A 21,826-nucleotide genomic window follows, 5' to 3' on the forward strand; every position below is an offset into this window, starting at 1 on the left:
ATCCAACAAAAATTCATTGTTTTCACGATATCGTTCGCTATTATCGAACGATGGCCACCCTGAACTACAACCACCTGCGCTACTTCTGGGCCGTGGCCCACGACGGCAATCTGACCCGCACCGCCGAACGGCTCCACCTCACCCAATCGGCCCTGTCGGTGCAGATCCGCAAGCTCGAGGAGCGCCTCGGCCATGCGCTGTTCGAGCGGCGCGGGCGGCAACTGCACTTGACCGAGGCCGGGCAGATCGTGCTCGACCATGCCGACGCGATCTTCGCCACCGGCGATGAACTGCTGGGCACGCTGCGGCAGACCGGTGTCGCGCGGCAGGCGCTGCGGGTCGGCTCGCTGGCCACGCTGTCGCGCAACTTCCAGCTGGAGTTCCTGCGGCCGCTGCTCGGCCGTCCCGACATCGACCTGATCCTGCGCTCGGGCAGTGGCGGCGAACTGCTGCGGGCGCTGGAAGCGCTCAATCTCGACGTCGTCCTGCTGAATCAGGCGCCCCCTGGCGACGCGCTGACGCCGTTCGTCACCCACCGGCTCGCCGAGCGCCCGGTCAGCCTGGTGGGCACGCCGGACCGGCTGGGCCATGCCGCCAGCGTCGCCGATCGCCTTCGAACCCACCCCATCATCCTGCCGACGGTGGACAACAGCGTGCGTGCGGGATTCGACGCCCTGGCCGATCGCCTGGGCGTGCGCCCGCAGATCGTGGCGGAAGTGGAGGACATGGCGATGATGCGGTTGCTGGCGCGCGAGGACATCGGCCTGGCCGTGCTCCCGCCGATCGTGGTCAAGGACGAGATCGCCGCGGGCGTGCTGGTGGAAGGCGACCAATTGCCGGACATCGTGGAGACCTTCCACGCCGTCACCATGTCGCGGCGCTTCCCCAATCCCCTGGTGCGGCTGCTGCTGCAGCCGACGGCTGCGCAAGCAGGCATGTAGCGCCCTATCCGTCGCCCTAAGGGGCTTAGGCGGTTAACCCGAGTAGGACTCAGCAGTAGTTGCCGAAGATCGGCCGCCACGCCGCGGCAGTGCGCGTGCGTCGGTCGAGAAACGAAGTCGCTGGCTGTGTAGATTGACAATATGCTGTCAAATAGACAGGATGATGCATGACTTCCGAGAACCTTCCCCTGCTGGTTCGCGAACTGGTCCTCGCGGTGTTCGCCACCAATGGCCGCCTGGTCGACATGGGCAACCGCCTGGTGCGCCCGATCGGGCTGACCACCGCCTGGTGGCAGGTGCTCGGCGCGCTCGGGTACTCGCCGGTGCCGCTTCCGGTGGCGCATATCGCCCGCAACATGGGGCTGACCCGGCAGGCGGTCCAGCGCGTCGTGGAGCTGCTGGCCGCACACGGGTTCGTGGTGTTCGAAGCCAATCCGCATCATGCGCGCGCCAAGCTCGTGGTGTTGACGCCGGCAGGGCGCGCGGCCCTGGGCGCCGCCGAGGCCGCGGTCGCGGCGCTCGACCAGCAACTGATCGAACGCTTGGGCGCCGAGCGCGTCAGCACGGCCATCGCAGTGCTCGTGGAAATGCGCGATGCACTCGACCAGTCCTTGGCGGGATAAGGCAGAGGCCGATACCGCAACGCGTCCATCACCAGGAGAGACCATGGAGCCTGCTTCGCACATCGATGGGTCCGAGACGGACGTCATCATCATCGGCGGCGGACCGGTCGGCCTGACCACCGCCTGCGCGTTGGCCCACCACGGAGTGCGATTCCGCATCTTCGAGCAGCGCACGCAGCCCAAGCCGCATTCTCGCGCCAACAATCTGTGGGCGCGCCCGCAGGAATTGCTGGCGAGCATCGGTATCCGCGATGCCCTGGCGGAGCGGGCGCATCGGATCACCCACATCCACACGCTGTTGAACGGCAAGACGGTGGATCCGATCGACATCGCGCAGGTCGACAGTCCCTATCCGGAGGTGCTCTACAGCGGACAGGATGTCATCGAGAACACGCTGGCGCAGCGGATCGCAGCCGGCGGTGCCGCGCTGGAACGCGGGCGCAAGGTGGTCGAGGTCGAGCAGGATGCCGATGGCGTCACCGTGGCGATCGCGACGGTGGACGACGCTGGCGCGGAAATCGCGGGCATCCCCCTCGAACGACTGCGCTGCCGCTATCTGGTCGGTGCGGACGGGGCCGAAGGCTTCGTGCGCAAGCGGATCGGCGCGGACTTCGCGACGGAAAAACTGCCGCACTGCATCAATCGACAACTTGATGCCAAGCTGCGCTGGCGGCGTTCCACTGATTTCGATCACCTCTGGTTCTTCTATTACCCCAAGGGCTTCTGCGGCGTGCTGCCGGTGTGGGAGGGCTACCACCGGCTGTTCTTCCTGTCCGACGACGCGGGCATTCCCGATCGCGATCCGACGCTGGAGGAACTGCAGGCCATCGCGCGCGAGGTCACCGAGGACGAGACGCTGGAGCTCAGCGATCCGATCTGGATCACCCACAGCCGCTTCCAGCACGGCGTGACCCCGCGTTACGCCGACGGACGCATCTTCCTGGTAGGCGATGCCGGCCATCTCACGCTGCCCGCGGGCGGCCAGGGCATGAACGCCGGGCTGCAGGATGCGGTCGGTCTTTCGTGGCGATTGGCAATGGCCTTGCATGGCAAGGCCGCGCCGGTGCTGCTGGAATCCTACGGCGTGGAGCGCGGCGGCGAGCACAGCCGTCTGGACGCCCAGCAGGAAAAAGGCTTCAAGAACAGCGTGTACCGGGGCGCGATCAAGGACGCGGCCATGGGGATCGCAGCCAGTTTCCTGCCCAACATCGGCGCGCTGATTCAGGGCACCGACGATCTCCAGCAACTTTCCGTCGCCTATCCCGACAGTCCGTTGAACGAGGACCACCTCAACGGACTGCGAGAGGTCGTGCATCGGCGCGTTCCCCATCCCGGCGACCGCGCACCGGATGCGGCCGTCATCGCCCAGGATCTGTCCTCGACGACGTTGTTCGCGCATCTGTACAACCCCGACGGCGTGACCTGGGGCTGGACCTTGTTGCTGTTCGATGCCCGTCGGCAGGACGCCCTGGTTGCGATGCGTGATGCACTGGCGCAGTTGCATGCGTGGGAGTGGATCCGGCCCCGCTTGATCCTCGGCGGGGCGGTGCCGCAGGCTGGCGATGCCACGGCGCTGTTCGATCTGGATGGGCTGGCGCACGGCGCCTATGGGATCGAGCGTCAACCTGCGATGGTGCTGGTCCGGCCCGATGGCCATATCGCCTTCCGTGGCCCGCTCGACGCGCCGGACCTGCTGCGCGCGTACTGCGCCAGGATCTTTGGCGGTTAGGGCGAGCGTGCAGGTCTGCCGCAGTTGGTGGCCCCGCGGCATGGCGCGGGGACGATGCCAGAGGGTGTTTTAAGGCGCATATTCCAGGTGGATGAGCGGATAGGGCTTGCCCTGGTGGTCGTGCGGGGACCGCCCTGTGCGCCTGAAGCCCATCCTTTCGTAGAAGCCGACAGCCTGATGGTTCTGTTCGTTGACGTCGGTGGTCATGCGCGGATGCAGCGCGAGGCCGTGCCGCACCAGCGCGGCGCCGACACCGGTGCCACGAGACGCGGGGTCGACGAACAACGCCTGCATATGCCCGTCTTCGATGAGCATCAGCGCCAGTGGACGGTCGTGCGCATCCACGGCAAACCACAGCGGCGCGCTGGGCAGGAATTCGCGCACCATCGTCTGGATGGCAAGGCGATCCTGCGCCGACAGGAAGTCGTGTGTCGCATCGACCGCCTCCTGCCAGATCTGGACTGCGCGTGCTCCCTCATCGGGACGAGCGCGCCGGATCGCGATCGTGGTGTTGTCGGTTTTCATGTCTCGTTGCGTTTCAGGAGTGACCGTCGAAGCGTTGCCGTGCTTGGATGGCGCATTTCAGGGGATCGACCCGAGCACGTGGATCGACACATCGGAGTCGCCGAATTCGGTCTCGACGTGGAGGCATGGCACCGGCACGATGCCGAAGCCCTGCGGCGGCTTCGATCAGTATGGCATGCAGATCGCCGCGGGCGCCGATGGCCTGCCTGGCCATCGCAGCGCCTGTCTCCGCGCCGCTGACGAGGCGAGCGCCGTGCGTGGTGGCGCATGCACGCGCATCAGGCGGGTCGTGCTACCCAGAGGGTCCAGCGGTCTTGCTCGACGATTTCCCCATGCGCAGGCCATCGGCGACGGAGGTCGTCGATCAAGGACTGCAGTTCGTCATCGCTCAGTTCGTGCAGGATCGAGCGACCCGTGCGTGCCGCCAGGTCGAGGGCCAGCGATTCGACGCTAGCGTAGCGTTTGCGTGTTTCCCACAGCGAATGCTCGGCGATGTCGGTGAAGCCGGCAGCGTGCATGGCCGCCGCGACGGTCGCGTGCGTAGGCCGACGGCCGGCCTCGATGGCACGAAGCCGCGGAAACAGGTCGAAGAAGTAGCCGCGCAGGTGCGTGCTGGATCCAGGCAGGTCGACGTCCTCGGGTGTGCGGTCCTGCACGAGCAGGCGGCCACCGGGCGCCAGCAGGCGACGCGCTTCGGCAAAGCACGCCACGTAGTCCGGCAGGTGGTGAATCAATGCGCGCTGGAACACCACGTCGCAGCTCGCCGTGGGCAGCCCCGTCGCGGTGGCGGTGCCTTGCACGAAGCAGACGTTGTCCACGCCCGTGCCTCGCTCGCGGCTCGCAGCCACCATCTCCGCGGAGAAATCCACACCCGTGACCTGGGCGGCACCCAGCGCATGCCAGGCCAGCGCGTAAAGTCCGCCGCCGCAGCCGACGTCGGCAATTCGCTTGCCGACAGGTTCGACAAGGGCGTGCACGGCGTCCATCCAGGCGGGATCGACGTCCCTGCCGGAGTAGGTGTATCGGTTCTGGTGTGCGTGGAAATCAATGGGCATTGGCAGTGGTCCATGGCGGGATGCACGGCCTGCGATGCTAGATAGGGATAATGGGAATGTAAAATATCTGCTTGCTACCATGAGCAGATATTTTGAATATCATTGGCGCCATGGAATTGCGCCATCTCCGTTATTTCGTCGCCGTGGCAGCCGCGCAGAGCGTCACCAGGGCGGCGGCACATCTGGGCATTCAGCAGCCGCCGCTCAGCCAGCAGATCCGCGACCTGGAGCGCGAACTGGGTGTCGAACTGTTCCAGCGGACACCGCGCAGCGTGCGCCTCAACGATGCAGGGCGCGTGTTCCTGGCGGATGCGCAGGCCATTCTGGCCGCGGCCGACGACGCCGTCGTTCGCGTCCGGTGTGCGGCGCAGGGGCAGTTGGGTCGACTGGTGATGGGCTACACCAGTTCGGCTGCGCTGCATCCGCTGGTACCGCGGATCCTGCGGGTGTTTCGCGAACGCCATTCCCAAGTGGCGTTGGACGTACGCGAAAATGCTACCGACAGCCTGTTTCGTGCGGTGAGGGCCGAAGAGATGGACGCGGCATTCGTGCGCGCTCCCGCCGAGCGCTTTGCGCCGCTGCACGCCGTCACCCTGTGCGAAGAAGCAGTGGTGGTCGCGCTGCCACGTGGACACCGGCTGGGCGCGGCAACCGGTGCGTTGGCGCTGGAAGACCTGGCGATGGAGGAGTTCGTGCTGTATCGCAGCCCGGACGGGCCGGGCATCCTGGACGTGCTGTCCGCTGCGTGCCACCGTGCCGGTTTCGCGCCGCGCGCTGTGGCGAGCGTGCCGCGTCTGCTGTCCGCTGCCGCCATGGTGGCGGCAGGGCAGGGCATTGCGATCGTGCCGATGGCGCTGCAGTCGCTGCATCGCGAGAGCGTGGTGTACCGCCAGCTGGATCCGGCATCCGCGTTCACCATCCCGTTGACCTTGATCTGGCGCGATGCGCCATCCGGCTCGCCGTTGGCGCGTTTGGTGGCCTTGGCGAAGGACGCATGAGCCGGCGCGGCGTATCCCGTCCCGCTGTGCGTCGGTAGTCGCCTGCCTGGCTCGGCAGCGTATCGCCCGGCGGGCGGCCGCGAGCGCCTTCGACGGCATCAGCCGTGGCTGGGCATCGGCGCCCCTACCGCTTCGCGAATGGCGGCCGGCGCCGTCGACCAGGCGCCTGCATGGAACGGCGGCTTCGGGTCGTACTGGATCTTCAGCTGTGCCTTCATCGCTTCCGCATCCCCGCGCAGGTGGCCGATGAGCGCCAGCGTCATGTCCAGGCCGGCCGAGACGCCCGCGGAGGTCCAGTACTTGTCGCTGACCACCCAGCGCTCGTCCACATAGGTGGCGCCCTGGTCGTTCAGCATGTTCTGCAAGGCCCCAGTGCGTGGTGGCGCGGCGGCCGCGCAGCCCGGCGCGGCCCAGGATCAGGGCGCCGGTGCAGACACTTGCGGTGATTCGCGATGTCCTGTCGATCCGCCGGATCCAGCCCATGACGTCGGCATCGTTGGAAACGTCGCGCACGCCCATGCCGCCGCCCGGGATGAGCAGGACGTCGGCCGTGTCGATGTCCTGGATCAGCGCATTCGCCTGATAGGTCACCATGCCACTGTCGCTGCGGTAGGGATCGCGGGTCTTGGCCGCGAGCACCAGGTCGATGCCCGGTACCCGATGGAGCAGTTCGTAGGGGCCGATCCAGTCGAGCATGGTGGTGCCCGGGAACAGCAGGATCACCACCTTCGTCGGCGCCGCGGAGCCCGGCGGCGTCGCGCTGTCAGGATGCGTCTTCGATGGCAAGCTCGCCGGCGTGGACGCCGCGGCCATCACGCGGGGGCTGACCAACAATGCGCCCAGGCCGAACAGCCCCAACTGGCTGACATACCGGCGCATCGGGTTGTGGTCCATGGGGTCTCCAGAGTTGGGCATGCTGTTCTCCTCTTGATGGCGGTAGGTGGTCGCTGGGCCGTCGGTTGCCGACGGGGACTGACAGGGGGGGCGGCGCCGTGCAGGCTGCTCAGAAGCCCTCGAGCACGATCTTGCCGCGGGCGCGATGCGTCTCGATCCATTCGTGCGCGCGCCGCAGATTGGCGGCATTTACCGTGCCGAAGTGTCCGGCCAGCGTGGTGCGCAGCACGCCGGCATCGATCAGCGATCCGACGCGGGTCAGCAGTTCGTGCTGGCGGATCTGGTCCGGCGTGGCGTGCATCGAACGCGTGAACATGAATTCCCAATGCAGCGACACGCTCTTGGTTTTCAGCTTGCGGACGTCGATGTGATCGGGATCGTCGATGAGCGCGACGTGCCCCTGCGGGTTGATCGCGGCGACGATCTCGTCGAAATGGCGGTCGCTCTGGTTCAGGCTCGCGACGTAGTCGACGCCGGCGAAGCCGATGCGCCGCAGTTCTTCGGATAGCGGTTTGGTGTGGTCGATCACGTGGTGCGCGCCGAGGTCGCCGACCCATTTGGCGGTTTCCGGACGCGACACGGTGCCGATCACGGGGCGCGGCCGACATGTTGTGCAGCGCATGGCTGCCCGACAGCCACGGCGTCTATTTCGCTCCGATGGCGAGCAGGTTCGAGAAGGTCGCCGTTCTCTACCGCCCCTACGCGTACTGGGGCGTGCCGGACGACGTGCCGCAGGCCCTGGTGTCCTCGATCGAGGATCTGCGCAAGCCGGAGGTGGCTGCGCGCATGCACAAGCGCATCCAGGGCATCGGCGCGGGCGCGGGCATCAGCCGGTTCTCGCGCACGGCGATGACGCAGTATGGCCTCGCAGAGGCCGGTTACCACTTCGAGAACGGCACGCTGGACGACTGCGTGGCGGCGTACGAACATGCGGTGCAGCACGGCCGTTGGGTCGTGCTGCCGTTGTGGAAGCCGCAGTTCCTGCATGAGCAATACGCGATTCGACCACTGCAGGATCCGCTGGGGTGATGGGCGGCGCCGACGAGGCGACACTGGTGGCGCGCCACGAGGTGATGCACCGGTTGCCTGCGGAGGCAGCGTCGGCATTGCGCAGCACCTCCCTCGGCAATGACGCCGTTTCGCGGCTGGATTATCTCGTCTCGCGCGATCGGGTGGATCCGTTGGAGGCCGCTCGTCGCTGGTTGTACATTACCGGCTAGCCACGTCCCTTCGTTCTGCCAGGAAGGCGTCTCCACGCAGGCGCGTTGCATTGCGTCTCGCTCGTGCAGCAGGGCGAAGGTGCGCGCAACCCTCGAGCACCAGGTGGAGGCCGATGGAGCTCCACTGAACCCCTCGTCACGATCCGCTTGCCGCATGACCTTGCTGCGTGGGTACCGTCAGGGCGGCGGCTGGCGCTGACGTGGAGCGGCGCGCCGCGTGTCCTGCGGTATGCAGATCGCACGGCGCCGGGCAGTGCAGGGCTGGACCTCGCATAAGGAGGGTCGGCACCGGTGCTGGCGCGGAGGTCGGGCGCCAAGTGCCTGCGTTTCGAGACGTTTCGAGACGTTTCGACGCAGCTTCGGCTGCAGACCTTGATGCATGTCGCACGCGCTTCACGCGGCACCTATGCCAACATGGCTTTTCGCCGGACCGTGGAAGCCGTGCTTTCAGCGGATCTCGGTTTCATTCAAGACGAACCGTCTTCAGTGTTATTTATTAACACCGCTGCGGCCATGTAAATAGGTGCACGTGTACCGAGAACTGGCACAGGCCCAGCGCGATGCGCAATTGGATGCGGAGCAGCGCAAAGCGCTGCTCATGATCGCGTCTGGCGCGCCCATGGCCGAGTGCCTGGATGCGCTCACCGATGCCGTCGGCCGCCTCGTGCCCGATGCCCGTGCCTGCGTGCTGTTGGCGAGCCAGGACCGCCGCACGATGGGCGACGGTTACTCGTCGCACTTTCCACCTGCGTTCGCCGCGGCCATCCGCGGCTTGCCGATCGGGGAGGCGCTCATCGGCACCTGCGGGACCGCCATCCACGAAGGGCGTCCGGTCGAATGCGAGGACGTGGAGCACTCGCCGCAGTGGGCCGCGCCCTGGCGCGCGCTTTGCCTGGAAAACGGCATTCTGGCGTGCTATTCGCATCCGGCCATCGGGCAGGGCGGCAAGGCGGTCGGATCGTTCTTTCTGTGTCTTGCGGAAGCGCGGCAGGCCACTGCGTGGGAGCGCAAGGTCGCCGAATTCGGCGCACTGGCGACCAGCATCGTGGTGGAGCGGGAACGGGCGGCCGCGCATCTGCGCAAGGAGATGGCCGCACTCGCCCGGCTGCAGGAATTGAGCGCCGAACTGGTCGGGCCAGGGGAGTTCGAGCCGCTGCTGCAGAAGATCCTGGCGGCGGCCGCCGACATCTCGGGCACCGACAAGGGCAACATCCAGATTTTCGATCCGATCAGGAAAACGTTACGGATCGTCGTGCACCAGGGCCTGGGGGCGCGGCTGGTCGAGCATTTCCGCGAGGACGGGTGGGACGCCAGTTGCGGGGAGGCGGCGAAGCAGGTGCAGCGTCTGGTGGTGGCCGATGTGGAGAAGCTGGAGGGCCTGCAGGGCACGCTGGGCCTGGAGATCGTGATGGAGGACCAGATCCGCTCCATCCAGTGCACGCCGTTGCTCAGCCGCGATGGGCGGCTGCTGGGCATGCTCAACAACCACTACCGTTGGCCGGGCGGCCCCGACCCGGACGCGCTGCGCTACATCGACCTGCTCGCGCGGCAGGCGGCCGAACTGGTGGAGCGCCATCAGATCGAGACGGAGCTGGCGAAGGAGCGGCAACGCAAGGACGAGTTCCTGGCCATGCTCGCGCACGAACTGCGCAACCCGTTGGCGCCGTTGCGCAACATGCTGGAAGTGCTCAAGCGCTCGCACGGCAACGAAGCGCTGTCGCGGAAGGCGCAGGAGGTCATGGAGCGGCAGGTGCGGCACCTGGTGCGGCTGGTGGACGACCTGCTCGACGTCAACCGCATCAAGCAGGGCAAGCTGGAGCTGCGGCGCGAGCCGCTGCTGCTGGCCGAGGTGATCCAGCAGGCGGTCGAGGTCTGTCGTCCTGCGCTGGACCAGCAGCGGCATCGGTTGCGCGTGGTGTTGCCGCAGGCACCGCTGCCGCTGCAGGGAGACTCGGTCCGTCTGACCCAGGTGTTCGGAAACCTGCTCACCAATGCGTGCAAGTACACGCCTCCCGGGGGAGACATCGAAGTCCGGGTGGAAGCGATCGAGGGCAGCGTCGAGGTCGTGGTCGAGGACAACGGCTCCGGCATTCCGCCGGACAAGATCGACGCCATCTTCGAACTGTTCACCCAGGTGGACCGCACGCTGGAGCGTGCGCAAGGCGGACTCGGCATCGGCCTGATGCTGGTCAGGCAACTGGTCGAGATGCACGGCGGCACCGTCGAAGCGCGCAGCGAGGGAGCCGGCAAGGGCAGCGCCTTCGTCGTGCGGCTTCCCGCCGACGCCGCGCCGGCCGCGGCGTCGGGCACCGCGGATGCCAGGTCGTCACACATCGCGCGCCGGATCCTGGTGGTCGACGACAACGCGGATATCGCGCTGGCGCTGGCCGCGCTGCTGGAACTGGACGGGCATGACGTGCGCACGGCCGGAGGCGGCGAGGAAGCGCTGGCGATGGGCGCACGCATGCGCCCGGAGGTGATCCTGATGGACATCGGCATGCCCGGCATGGACGGCCACGAAGCGTGCCGCCGCATCCGCGAATGCGACTGGGGCAGGGACATCACCATCGTCGCGTTGACCGGCTGGGGACAGGATGGCGATCGGCAGGATTCGGCGCGCGCCGGGTTCGACGCGCATCTGGTCAAGCCGGTGGGATTTGCCGAATTGCACGGCCTGTTCGCCGGGCTCGGCTGACCTGGCCAGGGTCGGCACACGCGCACGTCGCGCCTGGTGCGCTGTGGCCCGTGCGGTGATGCGCAGCCCGGCCAAGCGACCACACGTGGCATGACCGCGTCCGCGCGGTTTGCTCGGCGTAGCCCGCTAGGGCCACGGAATCCGAGAGGGCGTCATCTTGTGCGCGCTTATGCTGGCGGCGCGGCGAAGGTCTCCGGCCATACCAGCGAGCGGTGAACCTGGGAGCCTGCCATGGCGCCGCTGGCGACGGCCAGTGACAGCGAATGCGGCGCTTTCGCCACGTCGCCGCACGCGAAGACACCGGCCACCGAGGTCCTGTGCTCGGCATCGATGCGGACCTGGATGCCCATTGGCGTCTCTTCCAGCAGGCAGCCCATGGCCTCGGCCAGGGGGCCGGACGGGGCGGTGCGCGGGGCCGTGAACAGGCCGGCGAAGACCAGCCGGCGACCGTCGGCCAGGACCACGTCGGCGTGCCCCTCGATCCTGTCGATGGCCGCCTCCTCGATCGTCACGCCGCGGCCGGTCAGGCGGTCCCTGGCTGCCTCGTCCAGCTGCAGCGCGCCGTTGACGAGCAAGGTCACATGGCCCCATTCGGTGAGCAGTTCGGCCTGGTGTGCGGACAGCGCGCCGGCGCCGACGATGCCGATGCGGCCCTGATCCAGCTCGTAGCCGTGGCAGTACGGGCAGTGGAACACGGCCGTGCCCCAGCGTTCGGCAAGACCGGCGACGGCCGGAAGCTGATCGGCCACGCCGGTGGCCAGCAGGATGCGACGGCCCTGGTGCGTGCCGCCATCGGAGGTGGTCACGCTGAAGGCGTCCAGGGAGCCGGTGGCGGTCAGGGCGTGTGCGTCCAGCCAGGCCAGCGTCGGATAGGCGTCGAGTTGCTGGCGCGCGGTCGCCGCGATGACGTCCGGCGGCACGCCGTCCTGGCCGAGGAAGCCATGTGCATGGCGGGCGGTGCGATTGCGGCGCTGGCCCGCATCGATCACCAGCACGGAGCGGCGTGCCCGCAGCAATTGCAGGGCGGCGGCCATGCCTGCATAGCTGCCGCCGATGATGATGGTGTCGTGGTGCATGCTCAACTCCTGGTACGTCGTGCTGCCGCATGCCGGCGCGCGAAGTCCGCGGCCAGGTCGGCAAGGGTGATCTCCGAAAACCGCTTCAACAGCAACGCCTCGGCCTCTGCGAACGTGCCTTCGAGTGCGGCATTCACCGCTTGCTCCACCAGACATTCCGGGGCTTCGTGACGATTGCCGATGGCGAACAGGGCGGGTTCACCCAGCGCCTCGTGCAACTGGCGCAAGGTGACCGCGGCCAGGTCGGCGTGGATGCGCCATCCGCCGGCATGCCCGCGGTCCGAGGTCACGATGCCGGCGCCGCGCAAGTACCCCATGGTCCGCCGGACCACGACGGGGTTGGTCCCCAGGCACTGGGCCAGGGCGTCGGAGGTCATGGGGCCATCGTGCTCGGCCATGTGCAGCAGGGCATGCAGGACAGAAGACAGGCGGCTGTCGCGTTTCATGTAACTAATGATGTTTCGAAAGCTGTGGCGGGTCAAGTGCGACCTGGGTGCCGGCGCTGCGATCGCGATCAACGGATGTGCCGTGGAACATTTGCGCACCTGTCGCCCGTAAGGCGCGCCGAGTGCAACCGGATTCGCCGCGATCGCGACATGGCGTTATTCGGTGGCATGGCGCTTGTTCACCGAGGAATGGCCACGACCTGGTTTCGCGTCATCGCCACCGTGGTGTTTGTCGACCGCTTCCCGGCCCGGACCACGTACCTTGATCCAGCCTGAGATGCAGGCGGAATTCCCCGGGTGGGAAAGGATCGATGGAATGGAAACGAAGGCGAAGGGCTTGGCAATCGTGGTCGCGGCGGGACTGGCGCTGTCCTTTCAGGCGCAGGCGCAGTCGTGCTGCCCCTCCGGCGGGCACGGGGTTGTGGGCAAGGGCTTGGGGGAAAGCGTGCCCAAGGCGCTGAATCTCGCTACGGATTCGGCCTGGCGCGTCTATGAGTTCTCGCGCGATGGCGTGAACTACCTGCAGATCAACGACGCCAGCGGTGTGGTGCGCGCCGCGGTCGGCCGCATCGGCAAGACGCTGTGGGTGCTGCCGATGGGCAGCGACGTGGCGCGCGTCTCGCTGACGGCGGCGCCACTGGTGCCGGGCCGCGTGGTCTATCGGACGTCGGAAGTCGTGGTGCGGCTGCGCAGCCATGCCAGCGGCGACGCATGGGAGATCACGCCGGCAGAGTGAGCCCGGGGGGACGCGCTTTCGGACACCAGAAAGCTGAAGCTCAACGCATGGCGGCGCCGGCAGGTGCCGCCATGCGCCTGCAGGCGGACCGCCAGTTCGCGGTCCGGCGCCTCCGGGCGGCGGCGCAGCGCGCTCAGCATCGCCGCATCGGCGGTGATGCGGATGGCGATGCCTTGCCGGCCCCTCGCACGCCATACCCGCGCCTGCAGCAGGTGGGTGTGGGCCACGGGCAGCGTCTCGATGGCGTCGAGGATGCAGCGATAGGCCACCAGCTGCAGGCCCAGCGACAGCCGCTGCGGATCGCCATGCAGGCGGCAGCGGAACTCCGTCGCGCACAGGTTGGCGAAGGTCGGCGAGCGCAGGGTGGGATACAGCCCATGCGTCTCGATCCCGAGCGGATACAGCGCGGTGACGTATTCGTCCAGCAGTTGCGCCTGGATCACGCCGGTGCGGGTCATCTGCATGGCGGCGGCGTAATGGCCGCGCGCGCGCAGGTCTTCCACCACGTCGCGGCGCAGCTTGTTGATCTGGGTGCGGAGGTCGGTGTAGTCGACCACCCGCCGGCGCAGCGTGCGTTCGGCCGACAGGTACCCGGCCTGCGCGAAGGCCAGCGCCTGCTCGCGCATGCGCCCGTCGTCGCGCATGTGCCGGCAGGCCGCGGAGATGCGCGATCCGAACGCGAACATCACCGTGGCGGTGGCCGCGAGCAGGATCTGCACCACGAACGCGTCGGCGTCGTGCATGCCGGGTGCGACGGCCCTGGGCATGGACAGCGCCACGGCCACGTTCGCCAGCACCACGCCGAGCGCCGCGCCCCGCCAGCCATGGCGCAGCGTCAGCACGATCGCCGGGACCACCAGCAGCACCAGCAGCACCTGCCGCAGCACGGCATCGTCGACGGCGGCGATCGACGCCGACAGCACGACCGCAGCGGCGATCGATGCCAGGCCCTCGCGCAGCAGCGAGGCCTGCATCTGCGCAGGCTCGTCGCGGCGCAGCCACAGCAACGCGGGCAGCACGAACATCAAGGTGCCCAGGTAATCGCCCAGCCAGTAGCGCAGCAGCACATCCAGCGGCGCCGGCCCCGTCGGACCGCCCAGTGCGGTGTTGATCGCGATGTTGCAGAGCGTGCTCCACAGCGCGGTCGCCAGCGTCAGCGGCAGCAGCCAGTGATCGTGGCGCGCCAGATCCGGAATGCGCTGACGCATCAGGACCGGCAGCAGCGATACCGCCGGCATCAGCAGGAACGGACTCAGATACGCCCAGGCGGCACTCGCGCCCCAGGTCTCGCTCATGGGAATGCGCAGGGTCAGCAGCGCGGCGGCATCGCCGGCCAGCAACCACGGCCAGCGCCGCGCGGGCAGGAACAGCAGGCTGGCGACGCGCACGCCTGCCGGCAGATACCACTGGTCCACGGAGCAGCGCCAGGCCAGCAGGAACGCGGCACAGTAGGCAGCGCTCAGTAGAACGCCTCTGGCGATATCTCGTCCTGCGGCCATCCCCGCCATCCGTGGTGTGTCGCCGCTACTGTATAAGCCGGATCGGCGTCGAGGGTAGACAGTTGGTCGTGGGACGACAGTGTGAGATGCGTCGCACGTGGTCGACGGATGCAGGTGGATGCGTGTTCGTGTTTCCGCGTCTGCATCCGCGCGTTCGCGATCACGACAGCCCGTTCGCTCATTGCGATGGCGCGTCAGTGCCTCTCTGGCAGGGCTCCACACTTGCACACGGCTTCTGCATCGTATCGTCGCAACGCTTGCGTGCGTTTCGGTCGCTCGCGCGGCGATGCAGGCGCCGCGTGGACGCAGGCGCGACACCGGCGACGCTAGGCTCGCGCCATCTCGATAGTTCCCAGAGGAGATCATCCCGATGACCGAGGCGAACCAGCACATCCTGCAGGCCGCGAATGCCGCCCTCGCCGCAGGCGATCACGAAGGCTTTCTCGTTCACTGCACCGAAGATACGACCTGGCACTTCATCGGCGAGCGGACACTCCGAGGCAAGCAGGCGGTGAGGGAGTGGATGGCCGAGGCCTACCGGCAGCCACCGCAGTTCGACGTCCGCAAATTCATCGTCGGCGATGGCCACGTCGTGGCCATCGGCCAGATCGCGCTCGCTACCGGCGACGCCGGGACGTCGCTGTTCTCCTACTGCGACGTCTGGCGATTTCGCGATGGGCAGATGGCGGAACTGGAGGCGTACGTGGTGCCGCTGTCTGCAGCGCAGGACGATTAGCCGCGAGCGCGCATCCGGCCTCTGGCATCCATTCTTATCGCGCCGTCGCGTGCGCGTCTGCGCACGGCGCGACGCCAGGATCGCTCAGTGCAACAAGGTGTCCGCCAGCAGCTTCAGGTTCAGTACCACGATCAGCGCGGCGATCGCCCAGGCCAGCCAGGCCAGCCCACGGCGCACCACCAGCGGGCCCATGCGTTGCTTGTCGGTGACGAAACGCACCAGCGGGATCACCGCGAACGGCAACTGCATCGACAGCACCACCTGGCTCAGCACCAGCAGCTTGGCCGTGCCCTGCTCGCCGTACAGCGAGGTCACCGCGACTACCGGCACGATCGCCAGGCCGCGGGTCAGCAGGCGCCGCGCCCATGGCGGCAGGCGCAGGTGCAGGAAGCCTTCCATCACGATCTGCCCGGCAAGCGTGGCCGTAACGGTGGAATTGATGCCGGAGGCCAGCAGCGCCACCGCGAACAGGGTCGAGGCCAGGCCGACGCCGAGCATCGGCGCCAGCAGTTCGTGTGCCTGTTCGATTTCCTCCACGTCGGTGCGGCCGTGCGCATGGAATACCGCGGCGGCGAGGATCAGGATCGCAGCATTGACGAACAGTGCCAGGCTCAGCGCGATGGTGCTGTCGGTCAATGCCCAGCGCAGCGCCGAACGGCGGCCCTGGTCGGTGCGTTCGTAGGCACGGGTCTGCACGATCGAGGAATGCAGGTACAGGTTGTGCGGCATCACCGTCGCGCCGATGATGCCGATCGCCAGGTACAGCGCGGCCGGATCGGTCACCACCTGCGCGCGTGGGATGAAGCCGGCCAGCACCTCGCGCAGCGGCGGCGCGGCCAGCACGATCTGCACCAGGAAGCAGGCGAAGATCACCGTCAGCAGGGCGATCACGAACGCTTCCAGCGCGCGGAAGCCGCGGCGCATCAGGAACAGCACCAGCAGCGCGTCGATCGAGGTGATGATCGCGCCGGCGGTCAGTGGAATGCCGAACAGCAGCTTCAGCGCGATCGCGGTCCCGATCACCTCGGCCAGGTCGCAGGCGATGATGGCGGCCTCGCAGGCCAGCCACAGCAGGAAGTTCACCGGCTTGGAATAGTGCGCGCGGCAGGCCTGGGCCAGATCCAGGCCGGTGGCGATGCCCAGGCGCGCAGCCAGGCCCTGCAGCACGATCGCCATCAGGTTGGACAGCAGGATCACCGACAGCAGCAGGTAGCCGAAGTGCGAGCCGCCGGCGATGTCGGTCGCCCAGTTGCCCGGGTCCATGTAGCCGACCGAGACCATGTAGCCGGGCCCGAGGAAGGCCAGGAAGCGGCGCCAGCCCAGGCCGGTGCGCGGCACGGCGACGCTGGCGTGCATCGCCCCCAGGCTGGGGCGCGGCTCGCCACGGCTGGCGTGTTCGGCGGCGGAGCTTGGCAGGGGCAGGGGGGCGGCCATGGCAACGACGGGGTGAGGCGGGGTGCGAACGAGTATATAGCAGGTGCTATATGGATTAGCATTGGCAATTCAAATCGCTGCGATAGCCCGGATTTCGGCCAGAATAGGCGGGTGGCCGGCGGGCGCCGGCACCGGACAAGGGCGTTGCAATGCAGAAAAGCGGGAAGTCGATGGCGCCGACGGCGGTGCTGCTCGACGCCGAGGTGCAGGTCGAAAGCTTCCGCCAGGTGCGTGAAGCGCACCGCCTGGAGCTGATCGAGGACTACGTGGAGTTGATTTCCGACCTGCTCGCCGATGGCGGCGAAGCGCGGCAGGTGGATATCGCCGCGCGCCTGGGCGTGGCCCAGCCGACCGTGGCCAAGATGCTCAAGCGCCTGGTCAAGGGTGGCTGGGTGGTGCAGCGTCCGTATCGTGGCGTGTTCCTGACCGCCGAGGGCGAGGCGTTGGCCGCCGCCAGCCGGCAGCGCCACCAGACCGTGGAGCAGTTCCTGCTGGCCCTGGGGATCGATCCCGACACCGCGCGCCGCGACGCCGAGGGCATCGAGCACCATGTCAGCGAAGCGACGCTGGCGGTGTTCGCCGAGTTCGTGCGCAAGCACAGCGCGCCGCGATGAGCCTCGGCGAGGACGTGCAACAGGCGCGCGACGAGCACTGGATGCGCCACGCGCTGGCCCTGGCCGAACGCGCCGAGCGCGACTTCGACGAGATCCCGGTCGGCGCAGTGCTGGTCTCGGCCGACGACACGGTGTTGGGCGAGGGCTGGAACCTCAACATCGCCGAGCACGACCCCAGCGCGCATGCCGAGATCGTCGCGCTGCGCCAGGCCGGCCGCCGGCTCGGCAACCACCGCCTGGTCGGCAGCCGCCTGTACGTGACCCTGGAGCCGTGCGCGATGTGCGCGATGGCGGTGGTGCACGCGCGGGTGGCGGAACTGATCTATGCCGCCACCGATCCCAAGACCGGCGCCTGCGGCAGCGTGTTCGACCTGCTCGCCGACCCGCGCCACAACCACCGCGTGCAGGTCCGCAGCGGGGTGCTGGCGGCGGCGGCCAGCACGCGGTTGACCAACTACTTCCGCGCCAAGCGCGGCAAGCCGCCACTCGGCGCGTGAGCGCCACGCCCCTGCCGGTCGCGCAGCCCGCGCGGTATCATTGACGCTTGATACGACACTCCCGCGCCGGCATCGCCGCCGCGAACGACAGGACGGTGATATGGCGCAAGCGCACGTGGCGAACGATCGGCTGATCTGGATCGATCTGGAAATGACCGGCTTGGATACCGATCGCGATTCGATCATCGAAATCGCCACGGTGGTGACCGACGCCCAACTCAACGTGTTGGCCGAAGGACCGGAGTTCGCCATTGCCCATCCGCTGCAGACGCTGGAGGCGATGGACGAGTGGAACCGCAACCAGCATCGCCACTCCGGCCTGTGGCAGCGCGTGCTCGACAGCCGGGTCACGCTGGCCCAGGCCGAGGCCGAGACCATGGCGTTCCTGACCCAGTGGTGCAAGCCCGGCACCTCGCCGATGTGCGGCAACTCGATCTGCCAGGACCGGCGCTTCCTGCACCGGCAGATGCCGCGGCTGGAGCGTTTCTTCCATTACCGCAACCTGGACGTGTCGACGCTGAAGGAACTGGCGCGGCGCTGGGCGCCGACGGTGTCGGCCGGACTGACCAAGACCTCCTCGCATACCGCGCTCAGCGACGTGCACGACTCCATCGACGAACTGCGCTACTACCGTCCGTTCATGGGCAGGCTGGGCGGGCAGGGCGAGGGCTGACCCGCGCTCCGGGCCTTCGCGCCGCTGCGGGGCACATGCGGGAGGCCGCCCGACGCGCGTCGGGCGGATGCAGGGAATACCGAGTGATGCCGCCGCTCAGCGCGCCAGCGGCGGTCCCGGCTTGGTCTCGCCGTCGTCGGTGACGCCCTTGGTCAACAACTCCGCGATCGGGCGGCCGTCGGCATCGTGGTGGTACACGTGCAGGTCGCGCTGCGGATACGGAATGCTGAGCCCGTTCTCCAGCAACTGGTTGCGGATCTGCTCCAGCGTGGTGCTCTTGGCCGCGCCGAAATCGCCATTCTTGGCGTAGCCGAACAGCATCAGGTCCACCGTGCTTTCGCCCAGGTTGGTGACCTGCACGAACGGAGCGGGGGTTTTCAGGATGTTCGGATTGTCCTGGGCGATCTTCAGCAACAGTTCCTGCGCCTTCTTCAGGTCGTCGCCGTAGCCGACGCCGACGGTGATCTCCAGGCGCCGGTTGGGTAGGGTGCTGTAGTTGACGATCGGCGCGGTGGTGATGGTGCTGTTGGGCAGGGTCACCATGCGCTCGTCGAAGGTGCGGATGCGGGTCTGGAAGATCCGGATCTCGTCGACCACGCCTTCCTGGCCGGCCACCACGACGTGGTCGCCGTCGCGCATCGGCCGCAGCACGATCAGCATCACCCCGGAGGCGATGTTGGACAGCGAGTCCTTCAGCGCCAGGCCCACGGCGAGGCCGGCGGCGCCGAGCACGGCGAACAGCGAGGTCGGCGGCACACCGATCTTCTGCAGCGCGGTGACCAGCACCAGGACCAGCATCAGCGCGTAAGCGACGTTGCGCAGGAAGTTGCTGAGCGTGGTCTCCACCCGCGCGCGCAGCAGGACGCGCTGCAACCACAGACTCAGACGCTTGGCGATCCACATTCCGATCACCAGGATCAGGATCGCCACGCCCCAGTTGAGCGCGTACTGCGACCAGTCCAGCGTGCGCCAGTCGAACGGGCGCGTGGCCGGCGTCGCCGGAGCGGCGGCCGTGGCGGCCGCCGTCAGTGCCGTCAGCCACGACTGCGCCATCGCCATCATCCCTTGCTCTTCAGCTTGGCCAGACGCAGCCAGGTATCGACCACGGTGTCCGGGTTCAGCGAGACCGACTCGATGCCTTCCTGCATCAGCCATTCGGCCAGGTCCGGGTGATCCGACGGACCCTGGCCGCAGATGCCCACGTACTTGCCCTTGGCGCGCGCGGCCTTGATCGCCATCGACAGCATCTTCTTGACCGCCGGATTACGCTCGTCGAACAGGTGCGCCACGATCGAGGAATCGCGGTCCAGACCGAGCGTCAGCTGGGTCAGGTCGTTGGAGCCGATCGAGAAGCCGTCGAAGATCTCCAGGAATTCCTCGGCCAACAGCGCGTTCGACGGCACCTCGCACATCATGATGATCTTCAGGCCGTTCTCGCCCTGGCGCAGGCCGTTGCTGGCCAGCACCTCGACGACCTTGCGGCCTTCCTCGAGGGTGCGCACGAACGGGATCATGACCCACATGTTGTCCAGGCCCATCTCGTTGCGGACCTTGAGCACGGCCTTGCATTCCAGTGCGAACGCGGCGGCGAAGCTCGGATCGACGTAGCGGCTGGCGCCGCGGAAGCCGATCATCGGGTTCTCTTCGTGCGGCTCGTAGTTGCTGCCGCCGATCAGGTTGGCGTACTCGTTGGACTTGAAGTCCGACAGGCGCACGATCACCGGGTGCGGCGCCACCGACGCGGTCAGCGTGGCGATGCCTTCGGCCAGGCGGTTGACGTAGAAGCTCACCGGGTCGGCGTAGCCGGCGATCTTCTCGTCGATCTTCTTCTTGGTCGCCGCGTCCTGCTTGGCGTACTCCAGCAGCGCGTTGGGATGGATGCCGATGTGCGCGGCGATGATCATCTCCAGGCGCGCCAGGCCGATGCCGGCGTTGGGCAACTGGCCGAAGTCGAACGCGCGCTCCGGGTTGGCCACGTTCATCATGATCTTCAGCGGCGCCGGCGGCATGTTGCCGAGATCGGTGGTGGTGCGCTCGAACGGCAGGCGCCCGCCGTAGATGTAGCCGGTATCGCCTTCGGCGCAGCTGACCGTCACTTCCTTGCCGTCCTCGACCAGCTCCATCGCATTGCCGGTGCCGACCACTGCCGGCACGCCCAGTTCGCGGGCGATAATCGCCGCGTGGCAAGTACGGCCGCCGCGGTTGGTGACGATCGCCGAGGCGCGCTTCATCACCGGCTCCCAGTCGGGATCGGTCATGTCCGCGACCAGCACGTCGCCAGGCTGCACCCGGTTCATGTCCTCCAGGCTGCGCACCACGCGGGCGACGCCGGCGCCGATCTTCTGGCCGATGGCGCGGCCTTCGGCGATCACCTCGCCGCGCTGCTGCAGCGCGAAGCGTTCGATCTGGGTCGCGTGGCCGCGCGACTTCACCGTCTCCGGGCGCGCCTGCACGATGAACAGCTTGCCGCTGACGCCATCCTTCGCCCACTCGATGTCCATCGGCCGCTGGTAGTGCTGCTCGATCACCAGTGCCTGCTTGGCCAGTTCCTGCACGTCCTCGTCGCTGATCGAGAAGGTGTTGCGCAGCTGCGCCGGTGTGTCCTCGATGCGCACGCGCTCGCCCGGCACGTCCGAATACACCATGCGGATCAGCTTGCTGCCCAGCGAGCGGCGCAGGATCGCCGGCTTGCCGGCCTTGAGGGTGGGCTTGTAGACGTAGAACTCGTCCGGATTGACCGCGCCCTGCACGACCATTTCGCCGAGGCCGAAGCTGGAGGTAACGAACACCACGTCGCGGAAACCGGACTCGGTGTCCAGGGTGAACAGCACGCCGGACGCGCCGACGCCCGAGCGCACCATCAGCTGCACGCCGGCCGAGAGGAACACGTCCTCGTGCTTGAAGCCGTGATGCACGCGGTAGGCGATGGCGCGATCGTTGTAGAGGCTGGCGAAGACTTCCTTGACCTTGTGCACCACGTCGTCGGCGCCGGTCACGTTGAGGAAGGTCTCCTGCTGGCCGGCGAAGCTGGCATCGGGCAGGTCTTCGGCGGTGGCCGAGGAGCGCACCGCCACGGCGATGTCGCCGCCGCCGTTCTCGTTGCACAGCTGCGCGTAGGCGTCGCGGATCGCTTGGTCCAGTTCCGGCTGCAGCGGCGCGTCGATCACCCAGCCGCGGATCTCCTTGCCGGCCGCAGTGAGCGCGCCCACGTCTTCCACGTCCAGCGTGGCCAGCTTGTCGAAGATGCGCTGGTACAGATCGTTGTGGGCGACGAAGGCCTTGAACGCTTCGGCGGTGGTGGCGAAGCCGCCCGGCACGGAGACGCCGAGGCCCGCCAGGTTGCCGATCATTTCGCCGAGGGAGGAATTCTTGCCACCGACGCGGGCCAGGTCGGCCAGGCGCAGCTCATGCAACCACAGGATGTTCTCGTTCAAG

The 21,826-nt window shown here is 67.7% G+C and carries 22 protein-coding genes and 1 pseudogene; 13 read left to right on the forward strand and 10 right to left on the reverse strand.

The annotated features are described in order from the left end of the window. Nucleotides 1–50: 50 nt before the first annotated feature. From FHR56_RS04875 to FHR56_RS04885, 3 genes are all read left to right on the forward strand, one after another. Nucleotides 51–941, forward strand: coding sequence for a LysR family transcriptional regulator (locus FHR56_RS04875; RefSeq protein WP_160947288.1), 891 nt, complete (start codon nt 51–53; stop codon nt 939–941). A 167-nt stretch (nt 942–1,108) separates the two neighbouring features. Then, nucleotides 1,109–1,564: a helix-turn-helix domain-containing protein gene (locus tag FHR56_RS04880; protein ID WP_184502422.1), complete on the forward strand. Its 456-nt coding sequence runs from the start codon at nt 1,109–1,111 to the stop codon at nt 1,562–1,564. A gap of 43 nt (nt 1,565–1,607) precedes the next feature. Continuing rightward, nucleotides 1,608–3,293: an FAD-dependent monooxygenase gene (locus FHR56_RS04885; protein WP_160947287.1), complete on the forward strand. Its 1,686-nt coding sequence runs from the start codon at nt 1,608–1,610 to the stop codon at nt 3,291–3,293. Between the two features lie 69 nt (nt 3,294–3,362). On the opposite strand, the gene FHR56_RS04890 is transcribed toward FHR56_RS04885, so the two are convergent. Both FHR56_RS04890 and FHR56_RS04895 read right to left on the reverse strand, forming a co-directional pair. Beyond that, the gene (locus FHR56_RS04890; protein ID WP_019796255.1) at nt 3,363–3,818 is read right to left on the reverse strand and encodes an acetyltransferase; all 456 of its coding nucleotides are present in this window, start codon (nt 3,816–3,818) and stop codon (nt 3,363–3,365) included. A gap of 278 nt (nt 3,819–4,096) precedes the next feature. Further along, nucleotides 4,097–4,873, reverse strand: coding sequence for a class I SAM-dependent methyltransferase (locus FHR56_RS04895; RefSeq protein WP_160947286.1), 777 nt, complete (start codon nt 4,871–4,873; stop codon nt 4,097–4,099). Between the two features lie 110 nt (nt 4,874–4,983). Here FHR56_RS04895 and FHR56_RS04900 point away from each other — a divergent pair, with 110 nt between their 5' ends. Next, nucleotides 4,984–5,871: a LysR family transcriptional regulator gene (locus tag FHR56_RS04900; protein ID WP_184502423.1), complete on the forward strand. Its 888-nt coding sequence runs from the start codon at nt 4,984–4,986 to the stop codon at nt 5,869–5,871. Between the two features lie 98 nt (nt 5,872–5,969). Here FHR56_RS04900 and FHR56_RS04905 read toward each other — a convergent pair whose 3' ends face one another. Continuing rightward, the gene (locus FHR56_RS04905; protein WP_160947284.1) at nt 5,970–6,236 is read right to left on the reverse strand and encodes a hypothetical protein; all 267 of its coding nucleotides are present in this window, start codon (nt 6,234–6,236) and stop codon (nt 5,970–5,972) included. A 329-nt stretch (nt 6,237–6,565) separates the two neighbouring features. Here FHR56_RS04905 and FHR56_RS20575 point away from each other — a divergent pair, with 329 nt between their 5' ends. Further along, nucleotides 6,566–6,802, forward strand: a complete 237-nt coding sequence (locus FHR56_RS20575) for a hypothetical protein (RefSeq protein ID WP_237473205.1) — start codon at nt 6,566–6,568, stop codon at nt 6,800–6,802. Nucleotides 6,803–6,874: 72 nt separating this feature from the next. Here the strand turns inward: FHR56_RS20575 and FHR56_RS04915 are convergent. Continuing rightward, a pseudogene (locus FHR56_RS04915) lies at nt 6,875–7,357 on the reverse strand (zinc-binding dehydrogenase); the annotation flags it as partial. Between the two features lie 14 nt (nt 7,358–7,371). On the opposite strand from FHR56_RS04915, the gene FHR56_RS04920 reads away from it, so the two are divergent. The 3 genes from FHR56_RS04920 (at nt 7,372) to FHR56_RS04925 (ending at nt 10,680) form a co-directional block, all read left to right on the forward strand. Next, entirely contained in the window at nt 7,372–7,794 is a 423-nt protein-coding gene (locus FHR56_RS04920; RefSeq protein ID WP_202406981.1) for a glycine betaine ABC transporter substrate-binding protein, read from the forward strand. Next, a complete protein-coding gene (locus FHR56_RS20480) occupies nt 7,794–7,985 on the forward strand; it encodes a glycine betaine ABC transporter substrate-binding protein (protein WP_202406980.1) in 192 nt (63 codons plus the stop codon). Before FHR56_RS04920 ends, FHR56_RS20480 begins: the two co-directional genes overlap by 1 nt. Nucleotides 7,986–8,553: 568 nt before the next feature. Beyond that, the gene (locus FHR56_RS04925; protein ID WP_260400242.1) at nt 8,554–10,680 is read left to right on the forward strand and encodes an ATP-binding protein; all 2,127 of its coding nucleotides are present in this window, start codon (nt 8,554–8,556) and stop codon (nt 10,678–10,680) included. A 167-nt stretch (nt 10,681–10,847) separates the two neighbouring features. Here the strand turns inward: FHR56_RS04925 and FHR56_RS04930 are convergent, their stop codons facing one another. Together FHR56_RS04930 and FHR56_RS04935 are read right to left on the reverse strand one after the other, a co-directional pair. Further along, on the reverse strand, nt 10,848–11,756 hold the full coding sequence (locus tag FHR56_RS04930; RefSeq protein WP_160947282.1) for an NAD(P)/FAD-dependent oxidoreductase: 909 nt from the start codon (nt 11,754–11,756) through the stop codon (nt 10,848–10,850). Nucleotides 11,757–11,758: 2 nt separating this feature from the next. Further along, nucleotides 11,759–12,202: an Rrf2 family transcriptional regulator gene (locus FHR56_RS04935; protein ID WP_160947281.1), complete on the reverse strand. Its 444-nt coding sequence runs from the start codon at nt 12,200–12,202 to the stop codon at nt 11,759–11,761. A 316-nt stretch (nt 12,203–12,518) separates the two neighbouring features. Here FHR56_RS04935 and FHR56_RS04940 point away from each other — a divergent pair, with 316 nt between their 5' ends. Next, entirely contained in the window at nt 12,519–12,938 is a 420-nt protein-coding gene (locus FHR56_RS04940) for a hypothetical protein (RefSeq protein WP_160947280.1), read from the forward strand. Here FHR56_RS04940 and FHR56_RS04945 read toward each other — a convergent pair. Further along, nucleotides 12,860–14,437, reverse strand: a complete 1,578-nt coding sequence (locus FHR56_RS04945; protein WP_237473201.1) for an MASE1 domain-containing protein — start codon at nt 14,435–14,437, stop codon at nt 12,860–12,862. The genes FHR56_RS04940 and FHR56_RS04945 overlap by 79 nt on opposite strands. Nucleotides 14,438–14,807: 370 nt before the next feature. On the opposite strand from FHR56_RS04945, the gene FHR56_RS04950 reads away from it, so the two are divergent. After that, on the forward strand, nt 14,808–15,173 hold the full coding sequence (locus FHR56_RS04950; RefSeq protein WP_160947279.1) for a nuclear transport factor 2 family protein: 366 nt from the start codon (nt 14,808–14,810) through the stop codon (nt 15,171–15,173). Nucleotides 15,174–15,257: 84 nt separating this feature from the next. On the opposite strand, the gene FHR56_RS04955 is transcribed toward FHR56_RS04950, so the two are convergent. Further along, nucleotides 15,258–16,607: an Nramp family divalent metal transporter gene (locus FHR56_RS04955; RefSeq protein ID WP_160947278.1), complete on the reverse strand. Its 1,350-nt coding sequence runs from the start codon at nt 16,605–16,607 to the stop codon at nt 15,258–15,260. A 149-nt stretch (nt 16,608–16,756) separates the two neighbouring features. Here FHR56_RS04955 and mntR point away from each other — a divergent pair, with 149 nt between their 5' ends. The 3 genes from mntR (at nt 16,757) to orn (ending at nt 18,391) form a co-directional block, all read left to right on the forward strand. Further along, nucleotides 16,757–17,221, forward strand: coding sequence for a manganese-binding transcriptional regulator MntR (mntR, locus tag FHR56_RS04960; RefSeq protein ID WP_019798789.1), 465 nt, complete (start codon nt 16,757–16,759; stop codon nt 17,219–17,221). Next, on the forward strand, nt 17,218–17,718 hold the full coding sequence (gene tadA / locus FHR56_RS04965) for a tRNA adenosine(34) deaminase TadA (RefSeq protein ID WP_160947277.1): 501 nt from the start codon (nt 17,218–17,220) through the stop codon (nt 17,716–17,718). Before mntR ends, tadA begins: the two co-directional genes overlap by 4 nt. A gap of 100 nt (nt 17,719–17,818) precedes the next feature. Beyond that, a complete protein-coding gene (gene orn / locus FHR56_RS04970) occupies nt 17,819–18,391 on the forward strand; it encodes an oligoribonuclease (RefSeq protein ID WP_043092079.1) in 573 nt (190 codons plus the stop codon). A 96-nt stretch (nt 18,392–18,487) separates the two neighbouring features. Here orn and FHR56_RS04975 read toward each other — a convergent pair whose 3' ends face one another. Together FHR56_RS04975 and ppsA are read right to left on the reverse strand one after the other, a co-directional pair. Then, nucleotides 18,488–19,450, reverse strand: coding sequence for a mechanosensitive ion channel family protein (locus tag FHR56_RS04975; protein WP_160947304.1), 963 nt, complete (start codon nt 19,448–19,450; stop codon nt 18,488–18,490). Beyond that, on the reverse strand, nt 19,450–21,825 hold the full coding sequence (ppsA, locus tag FHR56_RS04980) for a phosphoenolpyruvate synthase (RefSeq protein WP_160947276.1): 2,376 nt from the start codon (nt 21,823–21,825) through the stop codon (nt 19,450–19,452). The genes FHR56_RS04975 and ppsA overlap by 1 nt, the downstream gene beginning before the upstream one ends. Nucleotide 21,826 lies beyond the last annotated feature (1 nt).

Origin of the sequence: Xanthomonas sp. F10 (genome assembly GCF_014206815.1) — a bacterium.
GTDB lineage: Bacteria > Pseudomonadota > Gammaproteobacteria > Xanthomonadales > Xanthomonadaceae > Xanthomonas_A > Xanthomonas_A indica.